Raw genomic sequence first — 26,529 nt, forward strand, 5'->3', positions numbered from 1 at the left:
CCGGCCTGTGGAGGAACGGCCGAGTAGCCTCGCGCGCATGGCCAACATCGTGAGTCAGATCGCAGACAAGGTGCGCCCGGTGGGCGTCTCGACCAACTACGGGGAGCCGGTCGAGGTCGGCGACCAGACCCTGATCCCGGTGTCGATCGGCTGGTTCGGCTTCGGCGCCGGCGGCGACGACGAGAACGGCGGCGGCGGCGGTGGCGGCGCCTCGATCCCCGTCGGCGCGTACGTGCGCCGACCGGGTCAGGACCTGCAGTTCGAGCCGAACCTGATCTCGCTGCTCGCGGTGAGCATCCCCACCATCTGGGTGACCGGCAAGGCCCTGAGCAAGGTGATCCGCGCCCTCAAGAAGTGACCCACCGGACGGGAGGCCCGTGGCGACGCCGCCACGGGCCTCCCGTCCGTCACGGGGGCACGTCCTCCGACGCGACCGCGTCTAGACTGCTGGCACACACACGGGAGTCCGGGACCGCCGGGCTGAGAGGGAGCGAACGGCGCTCCGACCGTCGAACCTGATCCGGGTCATGCCGGCGCAGGGAGGAGTCAGCAACCATGCCTGCAACCACGCAGTCCGCAGCACCGTCCACCACCGTCAAGCGCTCGTTGCGCTGGCGGGTGGTCGACATCGTCGTCGCGAGCGTCCTCGCCGTCGCGATCGGTGTCGTCTTCAAGCTCTGGGAGTTCGGCTACGAGCCGATCAGCGCCGTCGCAGGCCTGGTCCTGCCGGGCACCCAGGCGCTCTTCGGCGGGGTCTGGCTGCTCGCCGGGCCGGTCGTCGCGATCGTCGTCCGGAAGCCCGGCGCCGCGCTCTACGCCGAGATGGTCGCTGCCAGCGTCGAGGCGCTGCTCGGCACCCAGTGGGGGTGGCTGACGCTCGAGGCCGGGCTCGTGCAGGGCCTCGGAGCCGAGCTCGTGCTCGCACTCTTCCTCTACCGGGCCTACCGACTGCCCGTCGTCGTGCTCGCCGGCGCCGCCGCGGGGCTCGCGCTCGGCATCAACGACACCGTGCTCTGGTACCCGGGCCTCGACGCCGCGTTCAAGACCGTCTACGTCGTGTCCGCCGTGGTGTCCGGCGCCGTGATCGCCGGGCTCGGGTCATGGCTGCTCGTGCGGGCGCTCGCCGCGACCGGCGTGCTGTCCTCGTTCGCCGCGGGGCGTGAGCACGCCCGCCGCTCGACCGTGACGAGCGCGCAGGAGCCGTCCGCCCCGACCGACGCAACCGCTCCGGCCGACGGCGCGCGGACCGGCACCGCGACGCCTGCCGCCGAGCAGGCCGAGCGCGGGTCCCGCGCCGCCCGGTGACGGCCGTGTCGTCCCCGGGGGCGGCGCGCGTCGCCTTCGACGACTGGGGTTGGCGGTACGCCGGGCGCGACGCCTGGGCGGTCCGCGGCCTGGACCTCGTCCTGGAGCCGGGTGAGCGCGTCGCGGTCGTCGGCCCCTCGGGAGCCGGCAAGTCGACGGTGCTCCGCGCGGTGGCGGCGGTCCTCGCCGACGAGCCCGACCCCGACGACGACACCGCCGCAGCCGTGCAGGGCTCGGTCGTGGTCGACGGTGCCGACCCCCGCGCGGTCCGCGGGCGTGTCGGCCTCGTCATGCAGGACCCCGAGGCCCACACGGTGATGTCGCGGATCGGCGACGACGTGGCCTTCGGGTGCGAGAACACCGGCGTCCCCCGGGCCGAGACGTGGGAACGCGTCCGGCACGCGCTCGGGGTCGTCGGACTCGACCTGCCGCTCGACCGGTCCACGAGCCGACTCTCCGGCGGGCAGCGGCAGCGTCTGGCGCTCGCGGGCGTGCTCGCGATGCGTCCGGGGGTGCTCGTGCTCGACGAACCGTGCGCGAACCTCGACCCCGAGGGTGTCGCCCAGGTCCACGACGCCGTGCGGGCGCTGCTCGACTCCACCGGCGCGACCATGCTCGTCGTCGAGCACCGGATCGGCACCTGGCTCGACCTGGTCGACCGGCTCGTGCTGCTCGAACCCGGAGGCGGCGTGGTCGCGGACGGGGCTCCGGCGACGGTGCTCGCCGAGCACGGCGCCGCCCTGACCGCGGCCGGCGTGTGGGTGCCCGGCGCCGAGCCGGCCCGGGGGTCGTCGCGAGCGGGCGGCGGACGTCCGGTCGCGCGGACGGCCGGCGCCGGTCGTCCGGTCGCGTCGACGGCCGGCGCCGGTCGCCCGGTCGTGTCGACGAGCGAGCGGGTGGGCGGATCAGCACCGGGAGCACCGGTGGCCGGGGGCGTCCTCCGCCCGCTCGACGAGGGCGCGGGGCTGCTCGAGGCGCGGGGGCTCGCGACCGCACGCGGGTGGATTCTCGGCCGGGACGGCGGGACCCGCGTCGGCAGCGACATCGACCTCGGGGTCCGGCGCGGACGGGTCCTCGCGGTCACCGGCCCGAACGGCGTCGGCAAGTCGACGCTCGGCCTCACCCTCGCCGGACTCCTGCGCCCCGCGGGCGGCACGCTGCGTGCGACGCCCGACCTCGCCGGTCCGGCCGGAGACGCGCCGATCCGGTGGACGAGCCGACAGCTCGCCGCCCGCATCGGCACGGTGTTCCAGGACCCCGGACACCAGTTCGTCGCGCGGAGCGTCCGCGAGGAACTCGCCGCCGGCCCGCACGCGCTCGGCCTCGACGACGCGGACGCACGGGTGGAGGACCTCCTCGATGCCTTCGGGTTGCGGCACCTCGCGGACGCCAACCCCTTCACGCTCTCCGGCGGCGAGCAGCGGCGGCTCGCGATCGGAGCAGTCGTCGCCTCGCGGCCGCCCGTGGTCGTGCTGGACGAACCCACGTCGGGGCAGGACCGCGCGACGTGGCAGGCCGTGGTCGACCTGCTCGGCGCGATGGCCGACGCCGGGACGGCCCTCGTGGTGGTGACGCACGACCGTGACCTCGTGCGCGCGCTCGAAGCCGACGAGGTCGTGCTCGCTGCCGACGGCGCGCACCCCGTACCCCCGGCCGGAGCCGACCAGCCCCGGGCGACCACGGAGGTGCCCCGGTGACCACCTCGACCACGCACGTCGACCCGGGCGGGCGAGCCGTGCCTCCCGGCCGGACGCGTCGCGGCGTCGCCGGTGTGCAGCCCGTGGCGGCGATGCTCGGCGTGCTCGCACTCGGCCTGTGCCTCGTGACGAGCCTCGACGTCGTGTCCGCGGCCGTTGCGCTCGCGCTGGAGCTGCTGCTCCTGCCGGTGCTCCGGATCCCGCCGCGGACCGCGCTGCTGCGGGCGTCACCGGTGCTCGTCGCCGTGCCCCTGACCGCGCTGAGCATCGCGCTGTACGGGCGGCCCTCCGGGCGGGAGTGGTTCGACCTCGGCTTCGCGCACGTCACCGACGGGTCGCTGGTACTCGCGCTGGCGACCGCGCTGCGGGTCCTCGCGGTCGGGCTGCCGGCGGTCCTGCTCTTCGTCGGGGTCGACCCGACCGACCTGGCGGACGGGCTCGCACAGCTGCTGCGGCTGCCGGCTCGCTTCGTGCTCGGGGCCCTGGCCGCGGTGCGGATGACGACCCTGCTCGGCGAGGACTGGCGTCAGCTCGCGATGGCACGACGCGCACGCGGCCTCGCCGACCACGGACGGCTGCGGCGCGGGGCGTCGATGGCCTTCGCGCTGCTCGTGCTCGCGCTCCGGCGGGCGACCACCCTCGCGGTGGCGATGGAGTCGCGTGGCTTCGGCGCTCCCGGTCCGCGGACCTGGGCGCGGCCGGCGCGGTTCGCGGGCCGCGAGTGGGCGATGGTCGGGGTGCTGGTCGGCATCGGCGTCGTCTCGGTGGGCGTGGCCCTGGCTGCAGGGACCTGGCGTGCCTGAGCGCTCGTGGCCGGACGCACCAGCCGGGGGAGCGGGACCCGACGCGGCGCTCGGACCGGCGCTCGGACCGGCGCGCGACACAGCGCCCGGATCGGCGCTCGACCTCGGGCTCGTCGACGGGCTCGCGGCCGCCGCGGCCGGGGCTGCTGCTGCCACCGGTCGGCGCCTCGTCGTGCTGGTCGACGGGCGCTCGGGCACCGGGAAGACCACGCTCGGTGACGCCCTCGCGACGCGGCTCGGCGCAGTCGTCGTGCACCTCGACGACGTCTACCCCGGGTGGGACGGCCTGCGGGCGGCCTCCGACGCGGTCGTGTCCGACCTGCTCGGGACGCCGTCGGGGTACCGGCGCTGGGACTGGGAGCGGTCCGAGGCCGCGGGGTGGGTGGCGATCGAGCCCGACGCGCCGCTGGTGGTCGAGGGATGCGGGGCGTTGTCCCGGGCCTCCGCTCCGCTCGCGGCACTGCGGGTGTGGCTCGAGGCCGACGACGAGGTCCGGCGCGACCGCGCGATCGGCCGTGACGGCGAGGTGTTCGCCCGCGAGTGGGAGCGCTGGGCCGCGCAGGAGCGGGCGTTCATCGCCGCCGAGGCGCCCGCGGAGCTCGCGGACGTGCTCGTCCGGACCTAGGGGCGGGCGCGGCCCGGTGCCGGCGGCTGGGCCAGCTGCCCCGCCAGATCGTGGGGCCGGCGGCGAGACTCGGGCTGGCCGACGACCCTCGCGCCTCGGAGCCCGAGCCCCGTCGCTCAGCCCGAGACTCGCGCACCCGCACCCGCACCCGCACCCGCACCCGCACCCGCACCCGCACCCGCACCCGCACCGGCACCCGCACCGGCACCCGCACCCGCACCCGCCCCGGCCTCGCGGACGCGCTCCCGCCGCGCGTCACGCACCGGGTCGACCGCGAACACCGCGGCCACGACCGAGAGCACCGCGTACACGCCGAGGTACGCGCACAGGATCCACGGCGAGCCCCCGCCCACCTCGACGAACACCGCCGCGAGCAACGGCGTCAGCCCCACCGAGAAGATCGACCCGATCTGGTACCCGAGACTCATGCCCGAGTAGCGCCGCCCGGTCGGGAACTGCTCCGCGAACCACGCCGCCTGCGGCCCGTAGATGCTGTCGTGGAACACGCTCATCCCGATCAGCGCCACGAGCGGCAGCAGCACCAGGGGCCCGGCGTCGAGGAACGCGAAGAACGGCCAGATCAGCACGCCGATCCCGATCGCCGACCCGATCGCGAGCGGGCGGCGCCCGACCCGGTCGGACAGCCACCCCCAGAACGGCGTCGACACGAGCGACACCGCCGAGATCACGAGCACCGCCTGGAGCCCGGCGGCCGATCCCTCCTCGCCGCGCTTCGCCCCGAGGTAGGTCAGCGAGTACGTCGTCAGGATCGAGTACAGCGCCGGCTGCACGAGTCGCAGCCCGGCGGTGACCATGATCGCCCGCGGGTGCCGACGGATCGCCTGCACCACCGGGAAGCGCTCGACCCCGCCCGAGGCCCGGAGCTCCTGGAACACCGGAGCGTCCTGCACGCCGAGCCGGATGACGAGTCCGACGGCGACGATCACCGCCGAGAACAGGAACGGCAGGCGCCAGCCCCACGCCAGGAACGCCTCGTTGCCGAGCAGCGTCCGCACGAGCGTGAAGACCCCCGTCGCCAGGAGCATGCCGCCCGCCGAACCCATCTGGGTGAACGCCCCGAACAGACCCCGGTGCCGTGCCGGGGCGTGCTCGACCGACAGCAGCGCGGACCCGCCCCACTCGGCCCCCGCTGCGACGCCCTGCAGCAGACGCAGGACCACGAGCGCGACGACCGCCCCGACGCCGATCGTCGCCGCCGAGGGGATCACCCCGATCAGCGTCGACGCGATCCCCATGAGCACGAGCGAGGCGACGAGCAGTTTCTTCCGCCCGATCCGGTCACCGAGGTGCCCGGCCACGATGCCGCCGAGCGGCCGCGCCACGAACCCGACGCCGTAGGTCGCGAACGACGCGATGACGCCGACGGCGGGTGTCACGGACGGGAAGAACGTCGGGGCGAACACCAGGGCCGAGGCCGTCGCGTACAGGTAGAAGTCGTAGTACTCGACGGTCGTCCCGACGAACGACGCGAGGGCGACACGACGTCGGGTCGCGTTCGTCGACGGTGCGGTGGGACGGACGGGAGGCGCGGCTGCGGTCGTCGGGGTCGGCATGCCTCAGGAGCATGGTCGCCGCCCGGCCGCGACGGAACACCGCCCGTAACGCGAGGTCACGTCATGTCGCCTGCGCGACGTCGGTGGACACCATGGAGCCATGAGCGATGCACCGACCCGTCCGCTGCGCTTCGCGGCCTTCGTCATGAACACGACGTCGCACATCCAGCACGGCCTCTGGCGGCACCCGGACGCCCGGCAGGCCGACTTCGACGACGTCACGCTCTGGACCGACCTCGCCAGGACGCTCGAGCGGGGGAAGTTCGACGCGATGTTCTTCGCCGACGTCGTCGGCACGTACGGCCCCGCCCGCGGCGACTACGCGACGAACCTCCGCGAGGGCCTGCAGATCCCCTCGAACGACCCGTCGGTACTGCTCTCAGCGCTCGCCGTGTCGACCGAGCACCTCGGTCTGGCGTTCACGTCGAGTGTCATCCAGGCGCACCCCTTCGACTTCGCCCGCAAGGTCTCGACGCTCGACCACATCACCCGCGGACGTATCGGTTGGAACGTCGTCACGAGCGCCCTCGACAGCGCGGCCCGGAACTTCGGCGCCGACCGACTCGAGGAGCACGACGAGCGCTACGCCTGGGCCGAGGAGTACCTCGAGGTCTGCGCGAAGCTCTGGGAGGGGTCGTGGGAGGACGGTGCCGTGCTGAAGGACCCGGTGCGCGGCTACGCCGACCCGGAGAAGGTACACCGCATCGACCACCACGGCAGGCGCTACGACGTGCAGGGGCCGCACCTGTCGGCACCCTCGCCGCAGCGCACGCCGGTGCTATTCCAGGCCGGGTCCTCGCCGGCCGGGCGGGCGTTCGCCGCGCGGAACGCCGAGGCGCAGTTCATCCTGACGTCGAACCGCGACGCCACCGAGCAGCTCATCCGCGAGACCCGCGACCTCGCAGCCGCTTCCGGCCGACGCCGTGAGGACATCGCCTTCTTCCTCGGGCTGACCTTCGTCACCGGGTCGACCGAGGCGGAGGCGAAGGCGAAGGAGGCGGAGATCGACGAGTACCTCGCCGCCGACGGGTTCCTCGTGCACTCGAACCTCGGCTTCGACCCCGACAGCGGCGAACCGCTCGACCCCGCGACGCCGCTGTCCGAGGTCCGCACGCACGCCGGGCAGTCGCACCTGCAGTGGCTCCGCGAGGCCGCCGGCGATCGCGAACCGACCATCGCCGACCTCGCCCGACTGTCCGCGAAGCTGCGGGCCCGCGTCGTCGGGACGCCCGAGCAGATCGCCGACGAGCTCGCCGCGTGGCAGCAGGTCGGCGTCGACGGCGTCAACGTCATCAACTGGACGCTGCCCGGCTCGTACGAGGAGTTCGTGGACCACATCGCACCCACCCTGCAGGAGCGCGGTCTCATGCAGTCCGAGTACCGGGAGGGCACCCTGCGCGAGAAGCTCTTCGGTCACGCGCAGCTGCCGGACTCGCACCCGGCCAGGCGCTGGCGCGGGGCGTTCTCCGGCGGAGCGAGCGGTGCCGACGCGACCGGCGACGCCGGTGCACGCGACGCCGTGGAGGTGACCGCATGACGGACGCGACGAGGACCGCCGGAGGCAGCGCGCGCCTCCCGGCCGACCGTCCGGACGACGCCACCGCGGGTGACGGGGCTGCACCGCGCCTCCCGGCCGACCGGCTCGCATCCCTGCGGGCTCGCTTCGCGCCGGTGTTCGACCGCATCCGCGAGGGAGCCGTCGCACGCGAGCTGGCGTCCGGGACGCCGGGGGAGCGGGAACTGCCGCACGGCGAGGTGCGGGCGCTGGCGGAGGCGGGGTTCGGCCGACTCCGCGTGCCCGAGGACCGCGGCGGCTTCGGGGTGACGCTCGTGGAGCTCGTCCACCTGGTGGCAGACCTCGCGGCGGCGGACTCGAACATCGCGCACCTGTGGCGGGGCCACTTCGGGTACACCGAACTCGTGCTCCTGCGTCCGGGTTCACCCGCTCGCGACGAGTGGTTGCGGCGGATCGTCGAGGGGGCGATCGTGGGGAACGCGACCTCCGAGCGGACCGGAACGACGCTCGCCGACATCTCGACGACCGTCGCTCCGGACGACGCCGGCACGTGGCGGCTCGACGGACGGAAGTTCTACTCGACCGGCACGCTCTACGCCGACTGGATCTACCTGGCGGCCGACCGCGACGGCGAGCGGGTGACCTTCGCCGTGCCGACCGATGCGCCGGGGGTCACCGGCGTCGACGACTGGGACGGGTTCGGGCAGCGCCTCACCGCGTCCGGGACGACGGTGTTCGACGGCGTCCCCGTCGACGAGTCGGTGATCTCCGCGTACCGGGACGCGCCGCTCTCGCACATCCAGGCCTTCTACCAGCTGTACCTGCTGGCGGTCCTCGCCGGGATCGGGCAGGCCGTCGTCGACGACGCCGTGGCGTTCGTCCGACCGCGGACCCGGACGTACATCCACGCGAACGCCGCCGTGCCGGGGGACGACCCGCAGGTGCTGGCCGTGCTCGGGCGGCTGTCGGCGGGGGCGTTCACCGCCCGGTCGCTCGTCGCGGCGGCGGCCGGGCTGCTCGACGGGGTCGTGGCGACGAACGAACCCGGGGTCGGCGTCGACCACGCGCTGCTCGATGCGGCCGAGAACGCCGTCTACCAGGCGCAGGTCGAGGTCGGGCCGCGCGTGCTCCGGGCGGCCACGGAGTTGTTCGAGGTCGGTGGGGCCTCGGCGACGGACCGGACCCGGGCGCTCGATCGGCACTGGCGGAACGCGCGGGTGGTGGCGTCGCACAACCCGGCCGTGTACAAGGAGCGGCTCGTGGGGGAGTACGTGCTGCACGGGAGGGGGCCGGTGGACGCGTGGGAGCGGTACCACGAGGTGGGGCCGACGCGGTTCTGAGGGGGGGCTACGGGCTACGGGTGGGCTGCGGGCTGCGGGCTGCGGGCTGCGGGCTGCGGGCTACGCCCAGCCGAGCTCGTGCAGGCGAGCGTCGTCGATGCCGTAGAAGTGGCCGATCTCGTGGACGAGCGTCGTGTGCACCTCGTCCCGGAGCTCCTCGACGGTGTCGCACTCCTCGAGGTGCTGCTTCCGGAACACCACGATCCGGTCCGGGAGCTCGCCGAACCCGTACTGCCCGCGCTCGGTCGCGGCGACTCCGTCGTAGTACCCGAACAGGTCGGAGCCGTCCTCGGGTTCGTCCTCGACGACGAACACCACGTTGTCGAGCCCGTCGACCATCTCGTCGGGCAGCAGGTCGAGCTCGTCGGTCACGAGCTGCTCGAACGCGTCGGCGGACATGTCCATCACGAGGTCGATCGTGGCACACGAGCATCCGAGAACGGCAAAGGCCCCGTCCTGCGGGACGGGGCCTTTGCCTACTGGGGTGAATAACGGGTCTCGAACCCGCGACCTCCTAGACCACAACCAGGCGCTCTACCAACTGAGCTATATCCACCATGTCCGAACCGGCTGACCGGCGCGACCACTCAATAGTAGTACATGCCGGAGGCGACGACGACCACGCGTGTCGCTGCTCGTGTATCCGCTCGTGACTACTCGCCGGCGGGCTGCGCGAGCCGCGGTTCCCACTTCTCGACGACCTCGGCCGCGACGGCGCGGACGTCCTCGGTCGTGGGACCGGGCTCGGGGATGAAGCCCGCACGGCGGTAGTACTCGAGTTCGCGGATCGACTCGAGGATGTCCGCGAGGGCACGGTGCCCACCGTGCTTCTCCGGCGCGTTGAAGTACACGCGCGGGAACCAGCGACGGCAGAGCTCCTTGATGCTCGACACGTCCACGCTGCGGTAGTGCAGGTGCCCGTCCACGCGCGGCATGTACTTCGACAGGAACGCGCGGTCCGTCCCGATCGTGTTGCCCGCCAGCGGGGCGCTGCCCTCGGCCGGGACGTGCTGGAGGATGTACTCGAGCACCTGGTACTCGGCGTCGGCCAGGGAGACGCCGTCCGGGATCTCCTCGAGCAGACCCGATGTCGTGTGCATGTTCGTCACGAACTCGTTCATGTTGTCGAGCGCCGACTGGTCCGGCTTGATGACGATGTCGAAGCCGGAGTGCACGGGGACGAGGTCGAAGTCCGTGACGACGACGGCCACCTCGACGAGCTCGTCGACCTCGAGGTCGAGGCCCGTCATCTCGCAGTCGATCCAGACGAGGCGGTCGTTCGCAGTTGCCATGCCTCCGATCCTATTCCGCACGTGCGACGCTCCCGCGCCGGTGGTGTGCGGCTGTGGAGTGAGCGCGGCCCTGCGCGCGCCGCCACCGCGAGCGGGCGGAACGTGCATGCGTTGGTGAGATGTTCGCGAGCGGGCGGAACCTGCGCGTGGGGGCTGCCCCGCGGCCCGGTTCCGCCCCTTCGTAACGGGACCGGTTTGCCCGAGGCGGGCCGGAGGCGGGCCGCGCCTCCGGGCCGAGGGCGAATCCGGCCCAGGTGTTGGCGGGCGGGTGGAACGTGCGCGTAGGGGCTCTCCCGCGGCCCGGTTCCGCCCGTTCGCGACGGGACCAGTCCGCCGGAGGCGGGCCGTGCCTCCAGGCCAAGGCGAATAGGTCCAAGGTGTTCGCGAGCGGGCGGGACCTGCGCAGAGCGAGGTGCCCGGGAGCGAGATTCGCCCGTTCACGACGAGCGGCACGGACCGTCGGGCGAATCGCTCAGATCCACCCTCACGAGCGGGCGGGCGGAGCGAGCGGGCGGGCGGAGCGGAGCGATTCGCCGGCCGCCACCCCGGACCGGAGGCTCCCCGTGCGCCCGGCGATCCGCTCCGGCCCGTCCTCGGTCACCCGTGCGGGCGGAAGCTGCCGAGCGGTCTGCTCCCGACCCGCGTGTTCCGCCCGCTCGCGCGGCTCGCGCGGCTCCTGCCCGGAGCCCGCGTCCTGCCCGGGGCCAGCGTCCCTCCCGAACACGAACGCGAACACGAACCCGAACACGACGAACGGGCGGGAACCACGACCAGACCAGGGTCCGCTCGTGGTTCCCGCCCGCAGTGCAGGGAACCGTCAGGCTCAGACCATCTCGCCCGCCGAGATCGCCTCGGCCTCGACGCGCTCCGGCTCCGCTCCGTCGTCGACCCGCCGCAGCACCTTCGTGGTCAGCACGACGACCACGAACGCGACCGCCACCGAGATCCCGGCGAACACGTACGCCGCCGAGGGCGAGAACTCGTCCGCAAGCAGCGTCGCCACGGGCGGGGCGATCGCACCCCCGATGAAGCGCACCGCCGAGTACGCGCTCGACGCCACCGAGCGGGGGAGGTCCGTCGCCTCCATCACGCACTCCGTGAGCACGGTGTTGAGCACACCGAGCACGAGCCCACCGATGACCACGCAGATGATCAGCCCGACCTGCGAGGTCACGACGACCGCCGCGGCGAACAGGTCGAGGGCGAGCAGCGGCAGCGCGATCTTCAGGACGGTCGTGCGGCGCATCCGTGCGGTGAGCATCGGCGCGACCCAGACCGAGGTGATCGCCAGCCCGACGCCCCACCCGAAGAACGTGAAGCCGATGCCGAGCGCGCCGAAGCCGAGCGGGAACGGCGTGTACGCGAGGAGCACGAAGAACCCGATGTTGTAGAAGAGCGCGGTCACGGCGAGTGCCGCGAGTGCCGGCTGTCCGAGGGCACGGAACGGCGCCGAGAGCTTGGTTGGCGTCGGCTTCTCGAGTCCCGAGGACTTGAGCAGCACGACGACGGCGATGAACGCGATCGCCATCAGGGTGGTGACGCCGAAGAACGGTCCGCGCCAGCTCACCGAGCCGAGCAGGCCGCCGACCAGGGGGCCGACCGCGATGCCGAGCCCGAGCGCTGCCTCGTACAGGATGATCGCCGAGGCCGTGCCGCCCGACGCGGCGCCGACGATGGTCGCGAGCGCGGTGGAGATGAAGAGCGCGTTGCCGAGGCCCCATCCGGCCCGGAAGCCGATGATGTTCCAGACGCTGCCCGAGGTCGCGGCGAGCACCGAGAACACGACGATGAGCGCGAGCCCGATGAGCAGCGTGTTCTTCGCGCCGATGCGGCTCGACACCCAGCTGGTGAAGAACATCGCGACGCCGGTGACGGCGAGGTAGCTCGTGAAGAGCAGCTCGGTCTGCGCGGCGGTCGCGTGCAGTGACGTCGCGATCGCGGGCAGGATCGGGTCCACGAGGCCGATGCCCATGAAGGCGACGACACAGGCGAACGCGATCGCCCAGACCGCGGACGACTGCTTGAGGATGCTGCCGGACGCAGCGGGTGCGTGGGCGTTCACGCGTGGATCTCCGTTCTGGTGGGGTTCGTGGTGGTGCGCGAAGCGATGATCGCGGCGGCGTCGCGCAGGACGTCCCAGTCGTCGTCGTCGAGGTCGGCGAAGACCGGTCCGACCGAGTCGGCGATCGTCGCCCGCCATGTGGCGAGCCGCTCGCGGCCCGTGTCGGTGAGCTCGATGAGCTGGCCGCGGGAGTCGTCGGGGTCGACGGTGCGCGAGAGGAGCCCCTCGGCGAGCATCCCTGAGACGATCCGGGTCATGGTCGGCTGCGCGACGCGTGACGCGGCCGCGAGCTCACCGAGGCGCAAGGGCTGTTCGGTCTCGAGGATGCCGAGCGTGCGCCAGACCGCGGCCGAGGTGGCGTCGCCCGAGGCCCGCGCCGCGGTGCGGACGAGGCGGTTGACCGAGACGATCAGCGTCTCCAATGTCTGCGCCCGAGATGATTCCATGTCCAAACTATATAGCGGTGCTATGCATCCGTCAACAGGGCGCCCCTGGTACAAGGGACGCATGAGCGACATCACCATCCACGAGGGCGACGAGTACACCGCGATCTTCCACGGCGGTCCCTTCGACGGCACGACCGACACCCGCACCGCCACGAGCGACGCGGTCGACGACGAGGTCACGGTGTACGCCGACGTCGAGGGTCTGCAGACGGCCTTCACCTACAAGGCCACCAAGACCCGTCAGGTGCTCGACCAGACCTCGGTCGAGTACGAGTACGACGCCGCTGACTCCGACCCGGTCGACGACCTGCAGGACCGCGGCGACCGCAGCGGCGAGTTCGACCGGGAGTAGATCCCGCGCCGCGCACGTTGCACCGTCCCGTGCAGCTCGACCTCTGGACCTCCGCCTTCTGCGCGCCCTGCGCAGCCGCCCGCCGCGTGACCGGCGAGGCAGCGGCGCTCGTCCCCGGGCTCCGGGTCACGGAGCGCGACGTCGCGGCACACCCCGACACCGCAGAGGACCTCGGCATCCGCTCGACCCCCACGATCATCGTGCGGCGGGACGACGGTGCCGAGGTCTTCCGTTCCCCGGGCGTCCCCTCGCGGGACCAGTTGCTGGTGGCGGTCGCGAAGGCGCTCTGACCGGCCGGCTGGGAGGCGCGGTGCACGCCCGCCCCGCCGGTCGCCATGCTGCCGTCCCCGGCCGGGAGGCGCGGTGCGCGCCCGTCCCATCGGTCGCGCTGGCAGGGCGCTCTCGTGCGCGAGCGGGCGTTCCCTGCTGTCGCGCGCTGGCAGGTGTGCGGGTTCCGCCCTCTCGTCCGGTCGTTCGCGTCGGCAGGGCGCGCGGGAGCGTGAACGGGCGTTTCCTGCTGTCGCACGCTGACAGGCGCGCGGGTTCCGCCCGATCGGCACCGCGGCCGCCCGTGCTGGCTGCCGCGGGCGCCGCGGGCGGGCACTTCCTGCTCCGCGGCGTGGCTCGTCGAGCCGCTTCCGCCCGTTCGGGTCGCTCCGCGCGTCGCGCACGATCGCCGCATGCGGGCTCACGTGTTGTCCTGCAGCGCCACGTGGACGGACGGCGGTAGAATCGTCGCCGCTCGCCTCCGTAGCTCAGTGGATAGAGCAGGTGGTTTCTACCCTCCGTGTCGCGGGTTCGATTCCTGCCGGGGGCACACGCGACGAGAGGCCGCCATCCAGTGGGATGGCGGCCTCTCGTCGGACGTGGCAGGTGTCAGTCGTCCTCGGGTGCCCTGCGGCGGAGTTCGCTCGCACTGATCGGCTGGGTGTAGGGCGAGGCGTCCTCATCGTCCGCTCGTGCACTCGCCGACGCGCTCGACTCCGCGGAGCGGTCGAGCCCGCTCGCCGAGGCGGACGCGCGGTTCACGTGCGCGTCCGCAGAGGTCGGGCTCGCGACGCGCGGCGCGGAGGACGGTCGGACGTCGGAGCGGCGGTCCTCGCCGCGGTCGGTCACGTCGACCTCGCCGGAGTCCGAGGCGTCCGTGCCGCGGGAGCCCAGGTCGTTGCGCGCGGACGGTGCCGTGCCGCTGCCCGGTCGCCCGGACGCGATCGGCGAGCCCAGCTGCGGGCGCACCGGCGCGCCGTCCAGCGGCACGGTCTCACGATCGCCGTAGGGCCGCGTCCGGTTGTCGGACGAGCCGCGGGGATCGTCGATCGGGGTGGTGGCGTCGTGGTCGGTCGTCGGCACCGCGGCCGAGCCGGACGGGTGCACCCCCGATGCTGCCGGCGCGGCCCCTCCGGCGGGGGAACCGGACTGCTGCGGCGCCGGACGGAGCGAGGTCGTGGTCGGTGTCGGGCTCGACGGGGCCGAGCCAGCGTCCGTGTCGGCCGGTCGCTGCTGCTGTCGGCCGGCGTTCCAGTCCTGCTGGCGGGTGATGAGTTCGGCGTCGGGGTCCGGGGAGTCGAACTTCCACCGTTCGAGATCCGCCTTGAACAGCTTCTTCGCGCGGCCCGGCTTGGCGTTCCACTCGAGCAGACGATCGCGCAGCTCACCGAGCGACTGTTCCGCCTGCGACGTGAACGTCGAGGAGTTGCGCTTGATGTCGGCGATCTCGTGCTGCACCCAGTCGGCGGCCAGCGGAGCGCCGCTCACCGGCAGGAGCCGCAGCCGCACGTCGGCATCCTCGGCGAGGTGGTCCGCATAGGCGCGTTCCTCGTGTCCGAGCACCCCCCAACGCGAAGCCTTGCGCGCCGCGGCGACCACGCCCGCGACCGCCGAGTTCCGGCTCTCGCGATCGTGGAGCGCGACGACCCGCTTCGCTGCCGCACGCCCGATGAGCGCGGCGATCACTCCGGCGACGACGATCGCGACGAAGGGGATGATCGCGCCGGACAGCACGCGCCAACCCTCGTCGGACGCGGTCCAGTCGGTCAGGTCGTTCCACCAGTCCATGCGCGAACCCTATGCAGCACGCGGCCCGGAACCGCGGAGGCGCATCGGCGTTCCGTCGAGCCGGGCGGTGTCCCGTCGCCGGCCGCCCGGTGGGTCAGCCCCAGCGCAGGCAGTCCACTGCGTCGTCGGCCGACCACACGTTCGGCAGCTCGACGAACCGGCGCTCCGTCGCGACGTACCGACGGGCGCGGTACGCGGTGCCGCCCGCGACGTCCACCCGGTCGACGTACCCGACGATCTCGCCGTTGGCGCGGGTGACCCGGCTGAGGTCGTCCCGCACGTCGAGCACGCGCAGGTCACCACGGCTGCGTGCGACCGACGTGGAGCGGATCCGGAACGTTGGTTCGGTGCTGGTCTGCACGGGTGCCTCCTGGTGGTCTGTCGCGGTCTCGTTGCCTCGACGCTACGGCCGACCACCGACAGCGCACGGGCGTGCAGTCAGCCTCGGGAAGGCCGGTGGCAGGGAGCATCCTGTGCAGGAGCCGTACCCCCTCCTCGAGCACCGGAGCAGCGGAGCGTACGGTGAGGCACATGACGACCTTCGTGCTCGCAGGTGGATGCTTCTGGTGCCTCGACGCCGTGTACCGGACCCTGCAGGGCGTCCAGGACGTGGTGTCCGGCTACACCGGCGGCGCGACCGACCACCCGACCTACGAGGCCGTCTGCACCGGTACGACCGGCCACGCCGAGGCGGTCGCGGTCACCTTCGACGAGTCGGTCATCCCGGCCGACGTGGTCCTCGACGTCTTCTTCACGCTGCACGACCCGCGCCAGCTCGACCGCCAGGGCGCTGACGTCGGGACGCAGTACCGCTCGGCGATGTTCCCGGCGGACGACGAGCAGCGTGCGGTCTTCGAGCGGGCGGTCCAACGCGCCACGGACATGTGGGACGGCGGCATCGTGACGACGGTCGAGCCGCTCGGTACCTTCTTCCGTGCGGAGGAGTACCACCAGGACTTCTTCGCGAAGAACCCCGGACAGGGCTACTGCCTCGCGGTCGCGCTGCCCAAGGTGAACAAGGTCCGCAAGGCCTACAGTCAGTACATCCTGGCGTCCTGACGCACGGACGCCGGGGCCACGAGGAGGTGGTCGAACGATGATGGACAGCACCGGGACCTGGGTGGCCGTCGGTCCGGCGGGCGCGGTCGGCAGCATCCGCCGCGCGCCGGACGGGTTCCAGGTCGAGCTCTACGGCCGACGGGGTCGAGGGGGGACCTACCCGTCGCTGGAGTCCGCGAAGGGCGCGGTCCACGCGGCGCTCGGACCCCTCGCGGACCGTCCCGAGTTCCGCGCGCACTGACCCGTCGGCCGGGAGGCACGGGGGACTCTTCCTCCACAGCCCCCCTGAACGACGTGGTGAGTCACAGATCGAGCCCCGGGTCGCCTCCGCGACCCGGGGCTCGCCCACGATCGAGTCATGAACGACACGATCACCGTCTGCGGCATCGTCGCGACCGAGCCCCGCCACCTCGTCACCGACACCGGCATCGCCATCACGAGCCTGCGTCTGGCCTCCCCCTCACGACGATGGGACCGCAGCACCTCGTCCTGGACCAACGGTCCGACCAACTGGTACACCGTCACCGCGTTCCGCTCCCTCGCCGCCAACGTCCACAAGTCCATGAAGAAGGGCGACCGGATCCTGGTGACCGGTCGCGTGCGGATCCGAGCCTGGGAGCGGGACGGGCGGGGCGGGACCTCGGTCGAGATCGACGCCGACGGCATCGGTCACGACCTCGCCTGGGGGATCAGCAACTGGATCCGCGTCCCGCGGCAGGTCGGCGACTCGAACGCGGGGCCGGGGGTGCCACCCGGGGTGCCGACGGTGAACCCCGACACGGGTGAGGTGACGGGCACGGTACCGGAGGACGACCACCCCTCGGCCGTGGACGCGATCGACGGCGGTCTCACCCTGCCCGCGGCCGTGGTCGACACGGCGCTCCCGCACCACGACGTCGAGCCCGTCCGGCTCGGACGCGCTGACGGCAGAGTCGACGGCGTCGAGCACGGCGGAGCCGCGGATCCTCGCGATCCGCGGACGAGCGGTACCGGCGACCGGCCCGCCGCAGAGCAGCGTGCGTCCGACCCCGACGAGGACGACCGTGCGGTCGCGTGACCGGAGCGCCGACCGGACCACCTGCCGCGGAGCGCAGGCGCACGGACACGGGCACGCTACGGACACACGCCGGGTACGCGGCGCCCAGCGGCGCAGGGGGAGCGGTGGCGCGCCCGGGTCAGTAGACTTGCGCCGATATGGCTGAGTACATCTACCAGATGGTCCGCGCCCGCAAGACGGTCGGCGACAAGCTGATCCTCGACGACGTCACGATGTCGTTCCTCCCCGGCGCCAAGATCGGCGTCGTGGGGCCGAACGGTGCGGGCAAGTCGACGATCCTGAAGATCATGGCGGGTCTCGACCAGCCGTCCAACGGCGAGGCGAAGCTGACGCCCGGCTTCTCCGTCGGCATCCTCATGCAGGAGCCCGAGCTCGACGAGTCCAAGACCGTGCTCGAGAACGTCCAGATGGGCGTGGGCGCGATCAAGGGCAAGCTCGACCGCTTCAACGAGATCTCCGCGCTGATGGCCGAGCCGGACGCCGACTTCGACGCCCTCCTCGCCGAGATGGGCACCCTGCAGGAAGAGATCGACGCGGCCGACGCGTGGGACCTCGACTCCCAGCTCGAGCAGGCCATGGACGCACTGCAGTGCCCGCCGGCGGACGCACAGATCTCCAACTTGTCGGGTGGTGAGAAGCGCCGCGTCGCGCTCTGCAAGCTGCTCCTCGAGAAGCCCGACCTGCTCCTCCTCGACGAGCCCACCAACCACCTCGACGCCGAGTCCGTCCTCTGGCTCGAGCAGCACCTGTCGAAGTACCCCGGCGCCGTGCTCGCCGTCACCCACGACCGGTACTTCCTCGACCACGTCGCGCAGTGGATCGCCGAGGTCGACCGCGGTCGTCTCTACCCGTACGAGGGCAACTACTCGACCTACCTCGAGAAGAAGCGCGAACGACTCGAGGTCCAGGGCAAGAAGGACGCCAAGCTCGCGAAGCGTCTGTCCAGCGAGCTCGAGTGGGTCCGGAGCAACTCGAAGGGCCGTCAGGCGAAGTCGAAGGCTCGTCTGGCCCGCTACGAAGAGATGGCCACCGAGGCCGAGCGTACGCGCAAGCTCGACTTCGAGGAGATCGTGATCCCCGTCGGCCCGCGCCTGGGCTCCCAGGTGATCGACGCCGAGAAGCTCCACAAGCAGTTCGGCGAGCGTGTCATCATCGACGGCCTGTCCTTCACGCTGCCGCGCAACGGCATCGTCGGCGTCATCGGCCCGAACGGTGTCGGCAAGACCACGCTGTTCAAGACCATCGTCGGCCTCGAGCCGCTCGACGGCGGGCAGCTGAAGGTGGGCGAGACCGTCGACATCTCCTACGTCGACCAGAGCCGCGGCGGCATCGACCCGAACAAGAACCTGTGGGAGGTCGTGTCCGACGGTCTGGACTTCATCCAGGTCGGCAAGACCGAGATCCCGTCCCGCGCGTACGTCTCGCAGTTCGGCTTCAAGGGCCCGGACCAGCAGAAGAAGGCCGGCGTGCTCTCCGGTGGTGAGCGCAACCGCCTGAACCTCGCGCTGACGCTCAAGCAGGGCGGCAACCTGCTGCTCCTCGACGAGCCGACCAACGACCTCGACGTCGAGACCCTCGGCAGCCTCGAGAACGCGCTGCTCGAGTTCCCGGGCTGCGCCGTCGTGATCACCCACGACCGCTGGTTCCTCGACCGGATCGCCACGCACATCCTCGCGTGGGAGGGCCTGAACGAGGACGGCACCCCCAACTGGTACTGGTTCGAGGGCAACTTCGAGGCGTACGAGGAGAACAAGCTCGTCCGTCTCGGGCCGGACGCGAACAAGCCCGGTCGCTCGACGTACCGCAAGCTCACGCGCGACTGACCCGTGGCCAGGCTGCACGTCCCCGTCCGCATCCGGTGGAGCGACATCGACGCGTACGGGCACGTCAACAACTCCGCGATGCTGCGTCTCCTGGAGGAGGCGCGCATCGCGGGGTTCTGGGGCCACGACCCCGCCGACGTCGCGCCCGAGGACGACCTGCCGGACCCGATCATCGACGGTCGCCCCGGATCCGGGACGATGACCGTGATCGCTGCCCAGCGGCTCGAGTACCTGGCGTCGATCCCGTACCTGCGGCGGCCGCTCGACGTCCAGATGTGGATCGGGCGCATCGGGGGCGCGAGCATCGACGTCTCGTACGAGATCCGGTCGCCCGCCGGTGTCGAACCCCAGGTGCTGTACACCCGCGCCACGACCGCCCTGGTCATGGTCGATGCGGCGACCAACCGACCCCGGCGCCTGTCGGAGGCTGAGCGTGCCGCGTGCGCGCCGTTCGTCGAAGCCCCGGTGGAGTTCTCCCGCCCGTAGCGCGGAGCGTCAGCGCGGGACGCGCATCATGCCCTCCTGCGCGACCGAGGCCAGCAGACGGCCGTCACGGGAGAACATCCGCCCGAACGCCAACCCCCGGCCACCCTGGGCGCTCGGCGACTCCTGCACGTACAGCACCCAATCGTCGGCACGACCGTCCCGGTGCCACCACATCGCGTGGTCGAGGCTCGCGCTCTTGACCCCGGGCGTGCCCCAGGCGACTCCGTGCCGGCGCATGATCGGTTCCAGGATCGACATGTCGCTCGCGTAGCCGAGCACGGCCCGGTGCAGCGACGGGTCCTCAGGGAGGTCGCCGTCGACCCGGAACCACACGGCCTGGTGCGGGACCCGCTCGCCCTGCACGTCGACGAACACCGGACCCTCGACGTGCCGCAGGTCGATCGAACGCTCCGCCCATGCCTGCGCCACGGGGTGGTCGATCGCCGAGAGGATCGACGCGGCAGACGGCAGCGACTCCGGCTCGGGGGTGTCGACGGGGAAGGGGTCCTGGTGCTCGACCCCGTCGTCCGGTCGTTGGAACGACGCGATCATCGAGAAGATCGGGACACCGCGCTGGTAGGCCTGGACGCGTCGGGTGGCGAAGGACCGGCCGTCGTGGATGCGTTCGACGGCGAACGTGATCGGCACGTCGATGTCGCCGGGGCGCAGGAAGTACCCGTGCATCGAGTGGATGTCGCGGTCCTCGATCGTGTGCTGCGCGGCGACGATGCACTGCGCGAGCACCTGTCCGCCGAACACCCGGCCGCCGGGCGACCAGTGGCTGGCACCGGTGAGGATCGTCTCGCCCGTGCTCGCGCCGGTGTCCTGCAGGCGGAGGGTGCTGAGGAAGTCGGGTTCGCCGTTCACCCCCGCAGTCTACGAACCCGCCACCGGTAGGATCGGTGTCGACATGGGCACCTCGTTCACGCTTCCCGACGCCGCCTCGCTCGGCGACCTCCGTACCTACCTCGGACGCGCTGCCCGGATCGAGGACGGCTCCGTGCGGCTCATCGCCGACTCGGGCGTCCTGGCGGTCTACACGGCGATCCTGTACCCGCTCGGACTGCTCGACGAACTCCCGACCGTGCTCGGCCTCCGCACCTTCTCGCTCACCGAGCCGGCGACGATCGACGCGGTCGTCCCGCTCGCGTCGTTGCAGGAGCGACTCCGCGTCCTGGCCGAGGAGCACGACGCCGCCGGGGCCGACGGTGCCGACCCGACGCGGCCGACCCCGATCGAGGTCGAGCTCCCGCACGAGGTCAACACGGTCACGTGGGCCGCGATCTCGCCGCCCCGCGGCGGCTGGGTGCCGCTGCCCGACGTCTCGCCGGAGCTACTCCGCCGCGCCGCCCGCGACGGCATCGCGGAGGTCGCCGACGCCGTCCCGTCGAACGCCGGCGAGGCAATCGTCCGTCGCGTCCGTGCCGAGGTGTGGGGGCGCCCCGTCCCCGGGATCGAGCACGTCCCGGCGGCCGCGGGCTTCGCGGGCGAGAGCCTCGGGTTCCTCGGACACGACCCGGTGCGGCTGTTCGAGACCGGCCCCTGGAGCCGTCTGACGTCGTCGCGCGGGCACATCCTGGTGAAGCGGCGCAGCTGGAACCTCGACCGGTAGGCCGGGCCGGTTCCTGCACGACGAGCCTCGTCCGACTCGCCGTCCCCAGGTCTTCCTGACGTCCACCCGGCACCACGATCGGAGTGGTTGGGTTGCGTCATGAACGTCTTCCTCACCGGTGCGTCCGGCTACATCGGGTCATCAGTCCTCCGCGCTCTCGTCGCCCACGGGCACGAGGTCACGGCGGTCGTCCGCTCCGACGGGAAGGCGCAGGCGGTCCGCGACGCCGGCGGGCAGGCGATCGTCGGCGACCTGAGCGACACCGACCTCGTCCGTCGCCTCGCGCACGAGAGCGACGCCGTCGTCCACACCGCCTCGGCCGAGTCCGTGGACCCCGACTTCACGGCGGCGGTCATCGACGCCCTGACCGGTACACCGAAGCCGTTCGTGCACACCGGCGGCATCTTCACGTTCGGTGACTCCACCGACATCTCGGAGCAGTCGCCCGTCGACCCGCCGGAGCTGACGGCATGGCGCGCTCCGATCGAGGCGCGGGTGCGCGCGAGCGCGGTCCGGACCACCATCGTCGCACCGGGCATCGTGTACGGCCGCGGCGCGGGGATCCCGATGATGTTCGTCGGGGACGGGGAGCACGAGGTCCGGCTGGTCGGAGACGGGTCGCAGCGGTGGACGACGGTGCACGTCGACGACCTGGGCGAGCTGTACGTCCTCGCCGTGCAGCGCGCTGAGCAGGACGGCTACGTCGTTGCTGCGACGGGTGACAACCCCACGGTGCGCGAGATCGCCGAGGCGGGCGCGCACGGTTCGCCGGTCGTCGCCGAGAGCGCCGACGACAGCCGGCAACGGCTCGGCCGCACGTTCGCCGACGCCCTGCTGCTGCACCAGGAGGCCTCCGGGGCGCATGCGCGCGCCGCCTTCGGTTGGGCACCGACCCGGCCGTCCCTGGTCGAGGAGCTGGCGGACGGGCCCTCCGTCCGGTAGTCCTGCTCCGGGGCGGACGGGAGGCCCGTGGCGGCCCCGCCACGCGCCTCCCGTCCGTGGCCGGCTGGGACGGGACGGAAGAGGACGGGCCGAGACGGGACGGTCAGTCGAACGTGTTCGTCATCGCGTGGGCAGCTCGATCGAGGTACGCCCACAGTTCGGCCTGGTCGAGGGGTGCCAAGCTGAGCGACTCGACGGCCTCGTGCATGTGGTGGAGCCAGCGCTCCCGCGCCTCGGACGTGATGCGGAACGGGTTGTGCCGCATCCGGAGCCTTGGGTGCCCGCGCTCCTCGCTGTAGGTGCCGGGGCCTCCCCAGTACTGCTGCAGGAACGCCGAGAGCCGCCAGATCGCACCCTCGAGGTCGTCTGCCGGGTACATCGGCCAGATGACCGCGTCCCGCTGCACGCCCTCGTAGAAGCGGCGGACGAGCCGGTCGAAGGTCGGTGCGCCGCCGATCCGTTCGTACAGGGAACCCGTGGCGCTGGTGCCGTGCTCGCCGACGCGGAGCGTGATCGGCTGTGCCGGCACGCCGCCGCCCCGTGTCGGAGGGGTGAGGTCGCTCACTGGTGGTCCTTCCCGGGCTCCTGCCCGCGGTCCTGGTCATCCGTGCGGATCGCCCGTCCGAACAGGTTCCCACGCTTGCCCCCTCGGGACTTCGTGGGCGCCGGGGTCGGCTGCGTCCGGACGGAGCGGAGCCCGTTGATCGACGTGGCGTTCTCCCACCCCTCGGGCATGATCATGGCCATCGCGGGCAGCGTGATGCCGAGCTCGTCGACGGCCCGCTTGAGCCGCACGCGCATCTCGCGCCCGACGACGTCGAGCTCGGAGGCGCGGGTCTTCACGACGAGGCGGAACACCATGCCCGCGTCCGACACGGACTGCAGGCCCCAGATCTCCGGCTTCTCCACGATGCGCTGGCGCCAGCGGGGCTCCTGCGACATCGTCACCGCGGCGCGGAGCAGGGCGTCCTGCACGGCGTCGATGTCGGTGTCGTACGGCACGGTGATGTCGACCAGGACGCGCGACCAGCCCTGCGAGAGGTTGCCGACGCGCAGGATCTGCCCGTTCGGGACGAACCACAGGATGCCGTTCACGTCGCGGATCTGCATGACGCGGAGGCCCACGTTCTCGACGACGCCGGTGGCCTGCCCGGTGTCGACGACGTCACCGACGCCCGCCTGGTCCTCGAGGATCATGAAGACGCCCGACAGCAGGTCCTTCACGATGCTCTGTGCACCCACCGCCAGGCCCGCGGCGATGAGGGACGCGCCTCCGACGATGCCGACGGCCGCGCCCTTCCAGACCGCGGTGACGATGACGATCAGCGCGATGACCACGACGACCACGGTCGCCAGGTTCTCGAGCACGCTGCCGAGCGTCCGCGTCCGTTGCACCACTCGGGCGGTCTGCACCGGGGAGGCGATGAGCGCCTGGGTGTCGTCGACGTTCTGGCGACGCTTGGCGCCGTTCACCACCTGGTCGACGATGCCCTTGATCACGCGTCGCAGGATCAGGCGCACGAGGATCGCGGCGATGATCGTGATGACGATCGTGATCGGGATCTGCCAGGTGTCGACGAACTGGGTGAATGCGTTCGACGCCCACTTCGAGACGTCGTCGGTCGTGTTCGCTGCCGAGTTCATGATCCGAACGATGCTAGAGGGCGGGGCCTCGGTGACCCTTGAGGATCACCGAGGCCCCGCCCCTGCACGGTCGTCCGACCAGGGTCAGGCGTCAGCCGCCTGGACCCGCAGCGCACGCTCGGTGCCCGCGAGGTTCTCGGAGACGATGCGGCGGAGCGCCGGGGTCTCCGGGTGTGCCTCGAGCCACGCGTTCGCGGCATCACGAAGCTCGACCGACGCGAGCGGCGCCGGGTAGAGCCCGCTGACGATCGTGTCGGCGATGTGGTAGCTCCGCTCGGTCCAGATGCGCGTCAGCACGTCGAAGTACTTCGACACGAGCCCCTCGAGCACGACCGGGCTGTTGGTGTGCTGGAACCCGACGGTCGTCTGCCGGACGATCGCGTTCGGCGCCTCGGACGAGTCGACGAGCGACGAGAACGCCGCGAGCTTGCCCTCGGCGGTCGGGATCGTCGCGCGCGCCCGAGCGGCGGCCTGCTCACCCGAGGCCGTCTTGTCGGCCGCGAGTTCGGCGTCGACCTCGGCGTCACCGGCTGCGCCGGCGAGCACCAGGCCCTCGAGCAGCTCCCAGCGCAGGTCGGTGTCGATCTCCAGGCCCTGGAGCGTGATGGAACCGTCGCGCAGGCCCTGCAGCGTCGCCACGTGCTCCGGCGTCGACGCGATCTGCGCGAAGAACTTCACGAACTGGAACTGGGCGTCGGACCCGGCCTCGGCCGAGGACGCCAGCTGCCAGAGCGTGTCGCCGACGGTGCGGACCGTGGCGTCGACCTTCGCCGGCGCGACGTAGCTGCGCGCGGTCAGGAGCAGCTGCGAGAGCGTGGTGCGGATCGTCGTCGACTCGGTCTCGGTCGCGATGTTGCCGAGCACCAGGCGGACGTAGTCGCTCGCGGGCGACTCGGCGTCGCGCGTGGCGTCCCACATCGCACCCCAGACGATCGAGCGGGCCAGCGGGTTCGCGATCGAGGCGAGGTGCTCGATCGCGGTGCGGCGGGACTGCTCGTCGAGACGGATCTTGGCGTACGCCAGGTCGTCGTCGTTGAGGAGCACGAGGTCGCCGCGGTGCACGCCGACGAGCTCGGGGACCTCGGTGCGGGCACCGTCGACGTCGATCTCGACGCGGTGCGTGCGCTCGAGCTTGCCGCCCGCCGATGCGGTGTCGGCACCGAACGGAGCCGACTCGTCCGTCGTGAACCCGTAGACACCGATCGCCAGGCGGTGCGGGCGGAGCGTCGGGTGGTCGGCGGGGGCCTCCTGCAGCACGGCGAAGGAGGTGATCACGCCGGACTCGTCGACCTCGATCTCGGGGCGCAGCGTGTTGACACCGGCGGTCTCGAGCCACAGCTTCGACCACTCGGACAGGTCGCGGCCGCTGGTCGCCTCGAGCTCGACGAGCAGGTCACGGAGCTCGGTGTTCGAGTGGTGGTGCTTCTTGAAGTACGCCGAGACGCCCGCGAAGAACGCGTCGATGCCGACCCAGGCCACGAGCTGCTTGAGGACGGAACCGCCCTTGGCGTACGTGATGCCGTCGAAGTTGACCTGGACGTCCTCGAGGTCGTTGATCGTCGCGACGATCGGGTGCGTCGAGGGGAGCTGGTCCTGGCGGTAGGCCCAGGACTTCTCCATCGCCTGGAACGTGGTCCACGCCTCGGTCCACTCGGTGGCCTCGGCCGTGGCGATGGTCGACGCCCACTCGGCGAACGACTCGTTCAGCCACAGGTCGTTCCACCACTTCATGGTGACGAGGTCGCCGAACCACATGTGCGCGAGCTCGTGCAGGATCGTGACGACCCGGCGCTCCTTGATGGCATCGGTGACCTTGGACCGGAACACGTAGGTCTCGGTGAACGTCACGCAGCCCGCGTTCTCCATCGCGCCGGCGTTGAACTCCGGCACGAAGAGCTGGTCGTACTTCTCGAACGGGTACGGGACGTCGAACTTCTCCTCGTAGTAGGCGAAGCCCTTCTTCGTCGTCTCGAAGACGTACTCGGGGTCGAGGTACTCGGCGAGCGAGCGCCGCGCGAAGACACCCAGCGGGATGGTGCGACCGTCGCGGCTCGTGAGCTCGTCGCGGACGACCTCGTACGGGCCGGCGACGAGCGCCGTGATGTAGCTCGAGATCTTCGCGGTCGGGGTGAACGACCAGGTCGCGACCTCGCCGTCGACGTGCGGCTCGGGCGTCGGGGAGTTCGAGACGACCTGCCAGCGGGCCGGCGCCGTGACGGTGAAGGTGAACTCGGCCTTGAGGTCGGGCTGCTCGAACACCGCGAACATGCGCCGGGAGTCCGGGACCTCGAACTGGGAGTACAGGTAGACCTCGTCGTCGACCGGGTCGACGAAGCGGTGCAGGCCCTCGCCCGTGTTCGTGTACATCGCGTCGGCGACCACCACGAGCTCGTTCTGCTCCTGCAGGTCGTCGAGCTGGATCCGGACGCCGTCGTTCACGGCCGCGACGTCGAGCGCGGTGCCGTTCAGCGTGATCGAGTGCACGGTCTTCGTGATCGCGTCGATGAAGGTCGAGGCACCGGCCGTCGCGGTGAACCGGACGCGCGTGGTGCTGCCGAAGGTCTCGGCCCCGCGGGTCAGGTCCAGCTCGACGTCGTACGTCTGCACGTCGACGATCGCGGCGCGTTCCTGGGCTTCGGTTCTGGTGAGGTTCTCTCCGGGCACGGACGCTCCAACTTCGCTTGCGGCGCGGACGATCGATGTCCGCGGTGAGGGGATCCCGGCAGGCGTCGTGCGCCGTCGGGACGATGGGATCAGCCTAGCGAGCGCGCGTACGCTCGCAGCGTGACCGAGACGACTGTGGACAACACCGAGACCGCCCGTACCGCTGTGGAGTTCT

At 72.0% G+C, this 26,529-nt stretch carries 27 protein-coding genes, 2 tRNA genes and 1 riboswitch; of the genes, 17 read left to right on the forward strand and 12 right to left on the reverse strand.

The genetic code is table 11. The features are described from left to right. The first annotated feature begins 37 nt into the window (after positions 1 to 37). The 5 genes from ACIPEQ_RS07355 to ACIPEQ_RS07375 all read left to right on the forward strand — a co-directional run bounded on the left by ACIPEQ_RS07355 (position 38) and on the right by ACIPEQ_RS07375 (position 4,430). On the forward strand, positions 38 to 358 hold the full coding sequence (locus ACIPEQ_RS07355) for a hypothetical protein (protein ID WP_058727630.1): 321 nt from the start codon (positions 38 to 40) through the stop codon (positions 356 to 358). A 90-nt stretch (positions 359 to 448) separates the two neighbouring features. Beyond that, a riboswitch (TPP riboswitch) is annotated at positions 449 to 560 on the forward strand. After that, on the forward strand, positions 556 to 1,305 hold the full coding sequence (locus tag ACIPEQ_RS07360) for an ECF transporter S component (protein WP_402714680.1): 750 nt from the start codon (positions 556 to 558) through the stop codon (positions 1,303 to 1,305). Its footprint overlaps the riboswitch before it by 5 nt. 5 nt (positions 1,306 to 1,310) lie before the next feature. Beyond that, positions 1,311 to 3,002, forward strand: coding sequence for an ABC transporter ATP-binding protein (locus ACIPEQ_RS07365; protein ID WP_402714681.1), 1,692 nt, complete (start codon positions 1,311 to 1,313; stop codon positions 3,000 to 3,002). Further along, positions 2,999 to 3,805 (forward strand): energy-coupling factor transporter transmembrane component T family protein, encoded by an 807-nt coding sequence (locus tag ACIPEQ_RS07370; RefSeq protein WP_402714682.1) that lies wholly within the window; start codon positions 2,999 to 3,001, stop codon positions 3,803 to 3,805. The genes ACIPEQ_RS07365 and ACIPEQ_RS07370 overlap by 4 nt, the downstream gene beginning before the upstream one ends. After that, the gene (locus ACIPEQ_RS07375; RefSeq protein WP_402714683.1) at positions 3,798 to 4,430 is read left to right on the forward strand and encodes an ATP-binding protein; all 633 of its coding nucleotides are present in this window, start codon (positions 3,798 to 3,800) and stop codon (positions 4,428 to 4,430) included. The genes ACIPEQ_RS07370 and ACIPEQ_RS07375 overlap by 8 nt, the downstream gene beginning before the upstream one ends. A 116-nt stretch (positions 4,431 to 4,546) precedes the next feature. Here ACIPEQ_RS07375 and ACIPEQ_RS07380 read toward each other — a convergent pair whose 3' ends face one another. Continuing rightward, positions 4,547 to 6,004 (reverse strand): MFS transporter, encoded by a 1,458-nt coding sequence (locus ACIPEQ_RS07380; protein WP_402714684.1) that lies wholly within the window; start codon positions 6,002 to 6,004, stop codon positions 4,547 to 4,549. Positions 6,005 to 6,104: 100 nt separating this feature from the next. Between ACIPEQ_RS07380 and ACIPEQ_RS07385 the strand changes: the two genes are divergently transcribed. Together ACIPEQ_RS07385 and ACIPEQ_RS07390 are read left to right on the forward strand one after the other, a co-directional pair. Further along, positions 6,105 to 7,541 (forward strand): LLM class flavin-dependent oxidoreductase, encoded by a 1,437-nt coding sequence (locus ACIPEQ_RS07385; RefSeq protein WP_402714685.1) that lies wholly within the window; start codon positions 6,105 to 6,107, stop codon positions 7,539 to 7,541. Beyond that, positions 7,538 to 8,860 carry an acyl-CoA dehydrogenase family protein gene (locus tag ACIPEQ_RS07390; protein ID WP_402714686.1) on the forward strand — a complete coding sequence of 441 codons (1,323 nt, stop codon included), beginning with the start codon at positions 7,538 to 7,540 and terminating at the stop codon, positions 8,858 to 8,860. Before ACIPEQ_RS07385 ends, ACIPEQ_RS07390 begins: the two co-directional genes overlap by 4 nt. A 60-nt stretch (positions 8,861 to 8,920) precedes the next feature. Here ACIPEQ_RS07390 and ACIPEQ_RS07395 read toward each other — a convergent pair whose 3' ends face one another. The 5 genes from ACIPEQ_RS07395 to ACIPEQ_RS07415 form a co-directional block, all read right to left on the reverse strand. Next, entirely contained in the window at positions 8,921 to 9,265 is a 345-nt protein-coding gene (locus ACIPEQ_RS07395; RefSeq protein WP_126892533.1) for a metallopeptidase family protein, read from the reverse strand. Between the two features lie 75 nt (positions 9,266 to 9,340). Then, positions 9,341 to 9,416, reverse strand: a tRNA-His gene (locus ACIPEQ_RS07400). Positions 9,417 to 9,513: 97 nt separating this feature from the next. Next, positions 9,514 to 10,152 carry an oligoribonuclease gene (orn, locus tag ACIPEQ_RS07405; RefSeq protein ID WP_402714687.1) on the reverse strand — a complete coding sequence of 213 codons (639 nt, stop codon included), beginning with the start codon at positions 10,150 to 10,152 and terminating at the stop codon, positions 9,514 to 9,516. Between the two features lie 823 nt (positions 10,153 to 10,975). Next, positions 10,976 to 12,214 carry an MFS transporter gene (locus ACIPEQ_RS07410; protein WP_209677831.1) on the reverse strand — a complete coding sequence of 413 codons (1,239 nt, stop codon included), beginning with the start codon at positions 12,212 to 12,214 and terminating at the stop codon, positions 10,976 to 10,978. Beyond that, positions 12,211 to 12,660, reverse strand: a complete 450-nt coding sequence (locus tag ACIPEQ_RS07415; protein WP_402714688.1) for a MarR family winged helix-turn-helix transcriptional regulator — start codon at positions 12,658 to 12,660, stop codon at positions 12,211 to 12,213. The genes ACIPEQ_RS07410 and ACIPEQ_RS07415 overlap by 4 nt, the downstream gene beginning before the upstream one ends. A gap of 61 nt (positions 12,661 to 12,721) precedes the next feature. On the opposite strand from ACIPEQ_RS07415, the gene ACIPEQ_RS07420 reads away from it, so the two are divergent. From ACIPEQ_RS07420 to ACIPEQ_RS07430, 3 genes are all read left to right on the forward strand, one after another. Continuing rightward, positions 12,722 to 13,012: an oligoribonuclease gene (locus ACIPEQ_RS07420; RefSeq protein WP_126892530.1), complete on the forward strand. Its 291-nt coding sequence runs from the start codon at positions 12,722 to 12,724 to the stop codon at positions 13,010 to 13,012. Positions 13,013 to 13,041: 29 nt separating this feature from the next. Beyond that, positions 13,042 to 13,302: a co-chaperone YbbN gene (locus tag ACIPEQ_RS07425; RefSeq protein WP_137766789.1), complete on the forward strand. Its 261-nt coding sequence runs from the start codon at positions 13,042 to 13,044 to the stop codon at positions 13,300 to 13,302. Between the two features lie 454 nt (positions 13,303 to 13,756). Further along, positions 13,757 to 13,829, forward strand: a tRNA-Arg gene (locus ACIPEQ_RS07430). A gap of 59 nt (positions 13,830 to 13,888) precedes the next feature. Here ACIPEQ_RS07430 and ACIPEQ_RS07435 read toward each other — a convergent pair. Beyond that, positions 13,889 to 15,067: a hypothetical protein gene (locus ACIPEQ_RS07435; RefSeq protein WP_402714689.1), complete on the reverse strand. Its 1,179-nt coding sequence runs from the start codon at positions 15,065 to 15,067 to the stop codon at positions 13,889 to 13,891. Positions 15,068 to 15,161: 94 nt separating this feature from the next. Continuing rightward, positions 15,162 to 15,428, reverse strand: coding sequence for a hypothetical protein (locus tag ACIPEQ_RS07440; protein ID WP_402714690.1), 267 nt, complete (start codon positions 15,426 to 15,428; stop codon positions 15,162 to 15,164). 170 nt (positions 15,429 to 15,598) lie between these two features. Between ACIPEQ_RS07440 and msrA the strand changes: the two genes are divergently transcribed. From msrA to ACIPEQ_RS07465, 5 genes are all read left to right on the forward strand, one after another. After that, a complete protein-coding gene (msrA, locus tag ACIPEQ_RS07445) occupies positions 15,599 to 16,126 on the forward strand; it encodes a peptide-methionine (S)-S-oxide reductase MsrA (protein ID WP_402714691.1) in 528 nt (175 codons plus the stop codon). Between the two features lie 37 nt (positions 16,127 to 16,163). Then, positions 16,164 to 16,367, forward strand: coding sequence for a methyltransferase (locus ACIPEQ_RS07450; RefSeq protein ID WP_402714692.1), 204 nt, complete (start codon positions 16,164 to 16,166; stop codon positions 16,365 to 16,367). Between the two features lie 117 nt (positions 16,368 to 16,484). Beyond that, entirely contained in the window at positions 16,485 to 17,183 is a 699-nt protein-coding gene (locus ACIPEQ_RS07455; RefSeq protein ID WP_402714693.1) for a single-stranded DNA-binding protein, read from the forward strand. A gap of 137 nt (positions 17,184 to 17,320) precedes the next feature. Next, entirely contained in the window at positions 17,321 to 19,006 is a 1,686-nt protein-coding gene (ettA, locus tag ACIPEQ_RS07460) for an energy-dependent translational throttle protein EttA (RefSeq protein ID WP_402714694.1), read from the forward strand. Positions 19,007 to 19,009: 3 nt separating this feature from the next. Beyond that, complete coding sequence (locus tag ACIPEQ_RS07465; protein WP_126891787.1) at positions 19,010 to 19,492, forward strand: thioesterase family protein; 483 nt, start codon at positions 19,010 to 19,012, stop codon at positions 19,490 to 19,492. A gap of 9 nt (positions 19,493 to 19,501) precedes the next feature. Here ACIPEQ_RS07465 and ACIPEQ_RS07470 read toward each other — a convergent pair whose 3' ends face one another. Then, positions 19,502 to 20,359, reverse strand: coding sequence for an acyl-CoA thioesterase II (locus ACIPEQ_RS07470; RefSeq protein ID WP_126891786.1), 858 nt, complete (start codon positions 20,357 to 20,359; stop codon positions 19,502 to 19,504). Between the two features lie 43 nt (positions 20,360 to 20,402). Here ACIPEQ_RS07470 and ACIPEQ_RS07475 point away from each other — a divergent pair, with 43 nt between their 5' ends. Together ACIPEQ_RS07475 and ACIPEQ_RS07480 are read left to right on the forward strand one after the other, a co-directional pair. Next, positions 20,403 to 21,104, forward strand: coding sequence for a hypothetical protein (locus ACIPEQ_RS07475; protein WP_402714695.1), 702 nt, complete (start codon positions 20,403 to 20,405; stop codon positions 21,102 to 21,104). Between the two features lie 99 nt (positions 21,105 to 21,203). Further along, positions 21,204 to 22,046 (forward strand): NAD(P)H-binding protein, encoded by an 843-nt coding sequence (locus ACIPEQ_RS07480; RefSeq protein ID WP_402714696.1) that lies wholly within the window; start codon positions 21,204 to 21,206, stop codon positions 22,044 to 22,046. 103 nt (positions 22,047 to 22,149) lie between these two features. Here the strand turns inward: ACIPEQ_RS07480 and ACIPEQ_RS07485 are convergent, their stop codons facing one another. The 3 genes from ACIPEQ_RS07485 to pepN all read right to left on the reverse strand — a co-directional run bounded on the left by ACIPEQ_RS07485 (position 22,150) and on the right by pepN (position 26,354). Beyond that, positions 22,150 to 22,611 (reverse strand): globin, encoded by a 462-nt coding sequence (locus ACIPEQ_RS07485; RefSeq protein ID WP_402714697.1) that lies wholly within the window; start codon positions 22,609 to 22,611, stop codon positions 22,150 to 22,152. Further along, complete coding sequence (locus ACIPEQ_RS07490; protein ID WP_402714698.1) at positions 22,608 to 23,690, reverse strand: mechanosensitive ion channel family protein; 1,083 nt, start codon at positions 23,688 to 23,690, stop codon at positions 22,608 to 22,610. Before ACIPEQ_RS07490 ends, ACIPEQ_RS07485 begins: the two co-directional genes overlap by 4 nt. Before the next feature lie 84 nt (positions 23,691 to 23,774). Continuing rightward, positions 23,775 to 26,354 (reverse strand): aminopeptidase N, encoded by a 2,580-nt coding sequence (pepN, locus tag ACIPEQ_RS07495; protein WP_402714699.1) that lies wholly within the window; start codon positions 26,352 to 26,354, stop codon positions 23,775 to 23,777. Positions 26,355 to 26,529: the final 175 nt, after the last annotated feature.

Source organism: Curtobacterium sp. NPDC087080, from assembly GCF_044745105.1.
In the GTDB taxonomy this organism is placed as follows: Bacteria; Actinomycetota; Actinomycetes; order Actinomycetales; family Microbacteriaceae; genus Curtobacterium.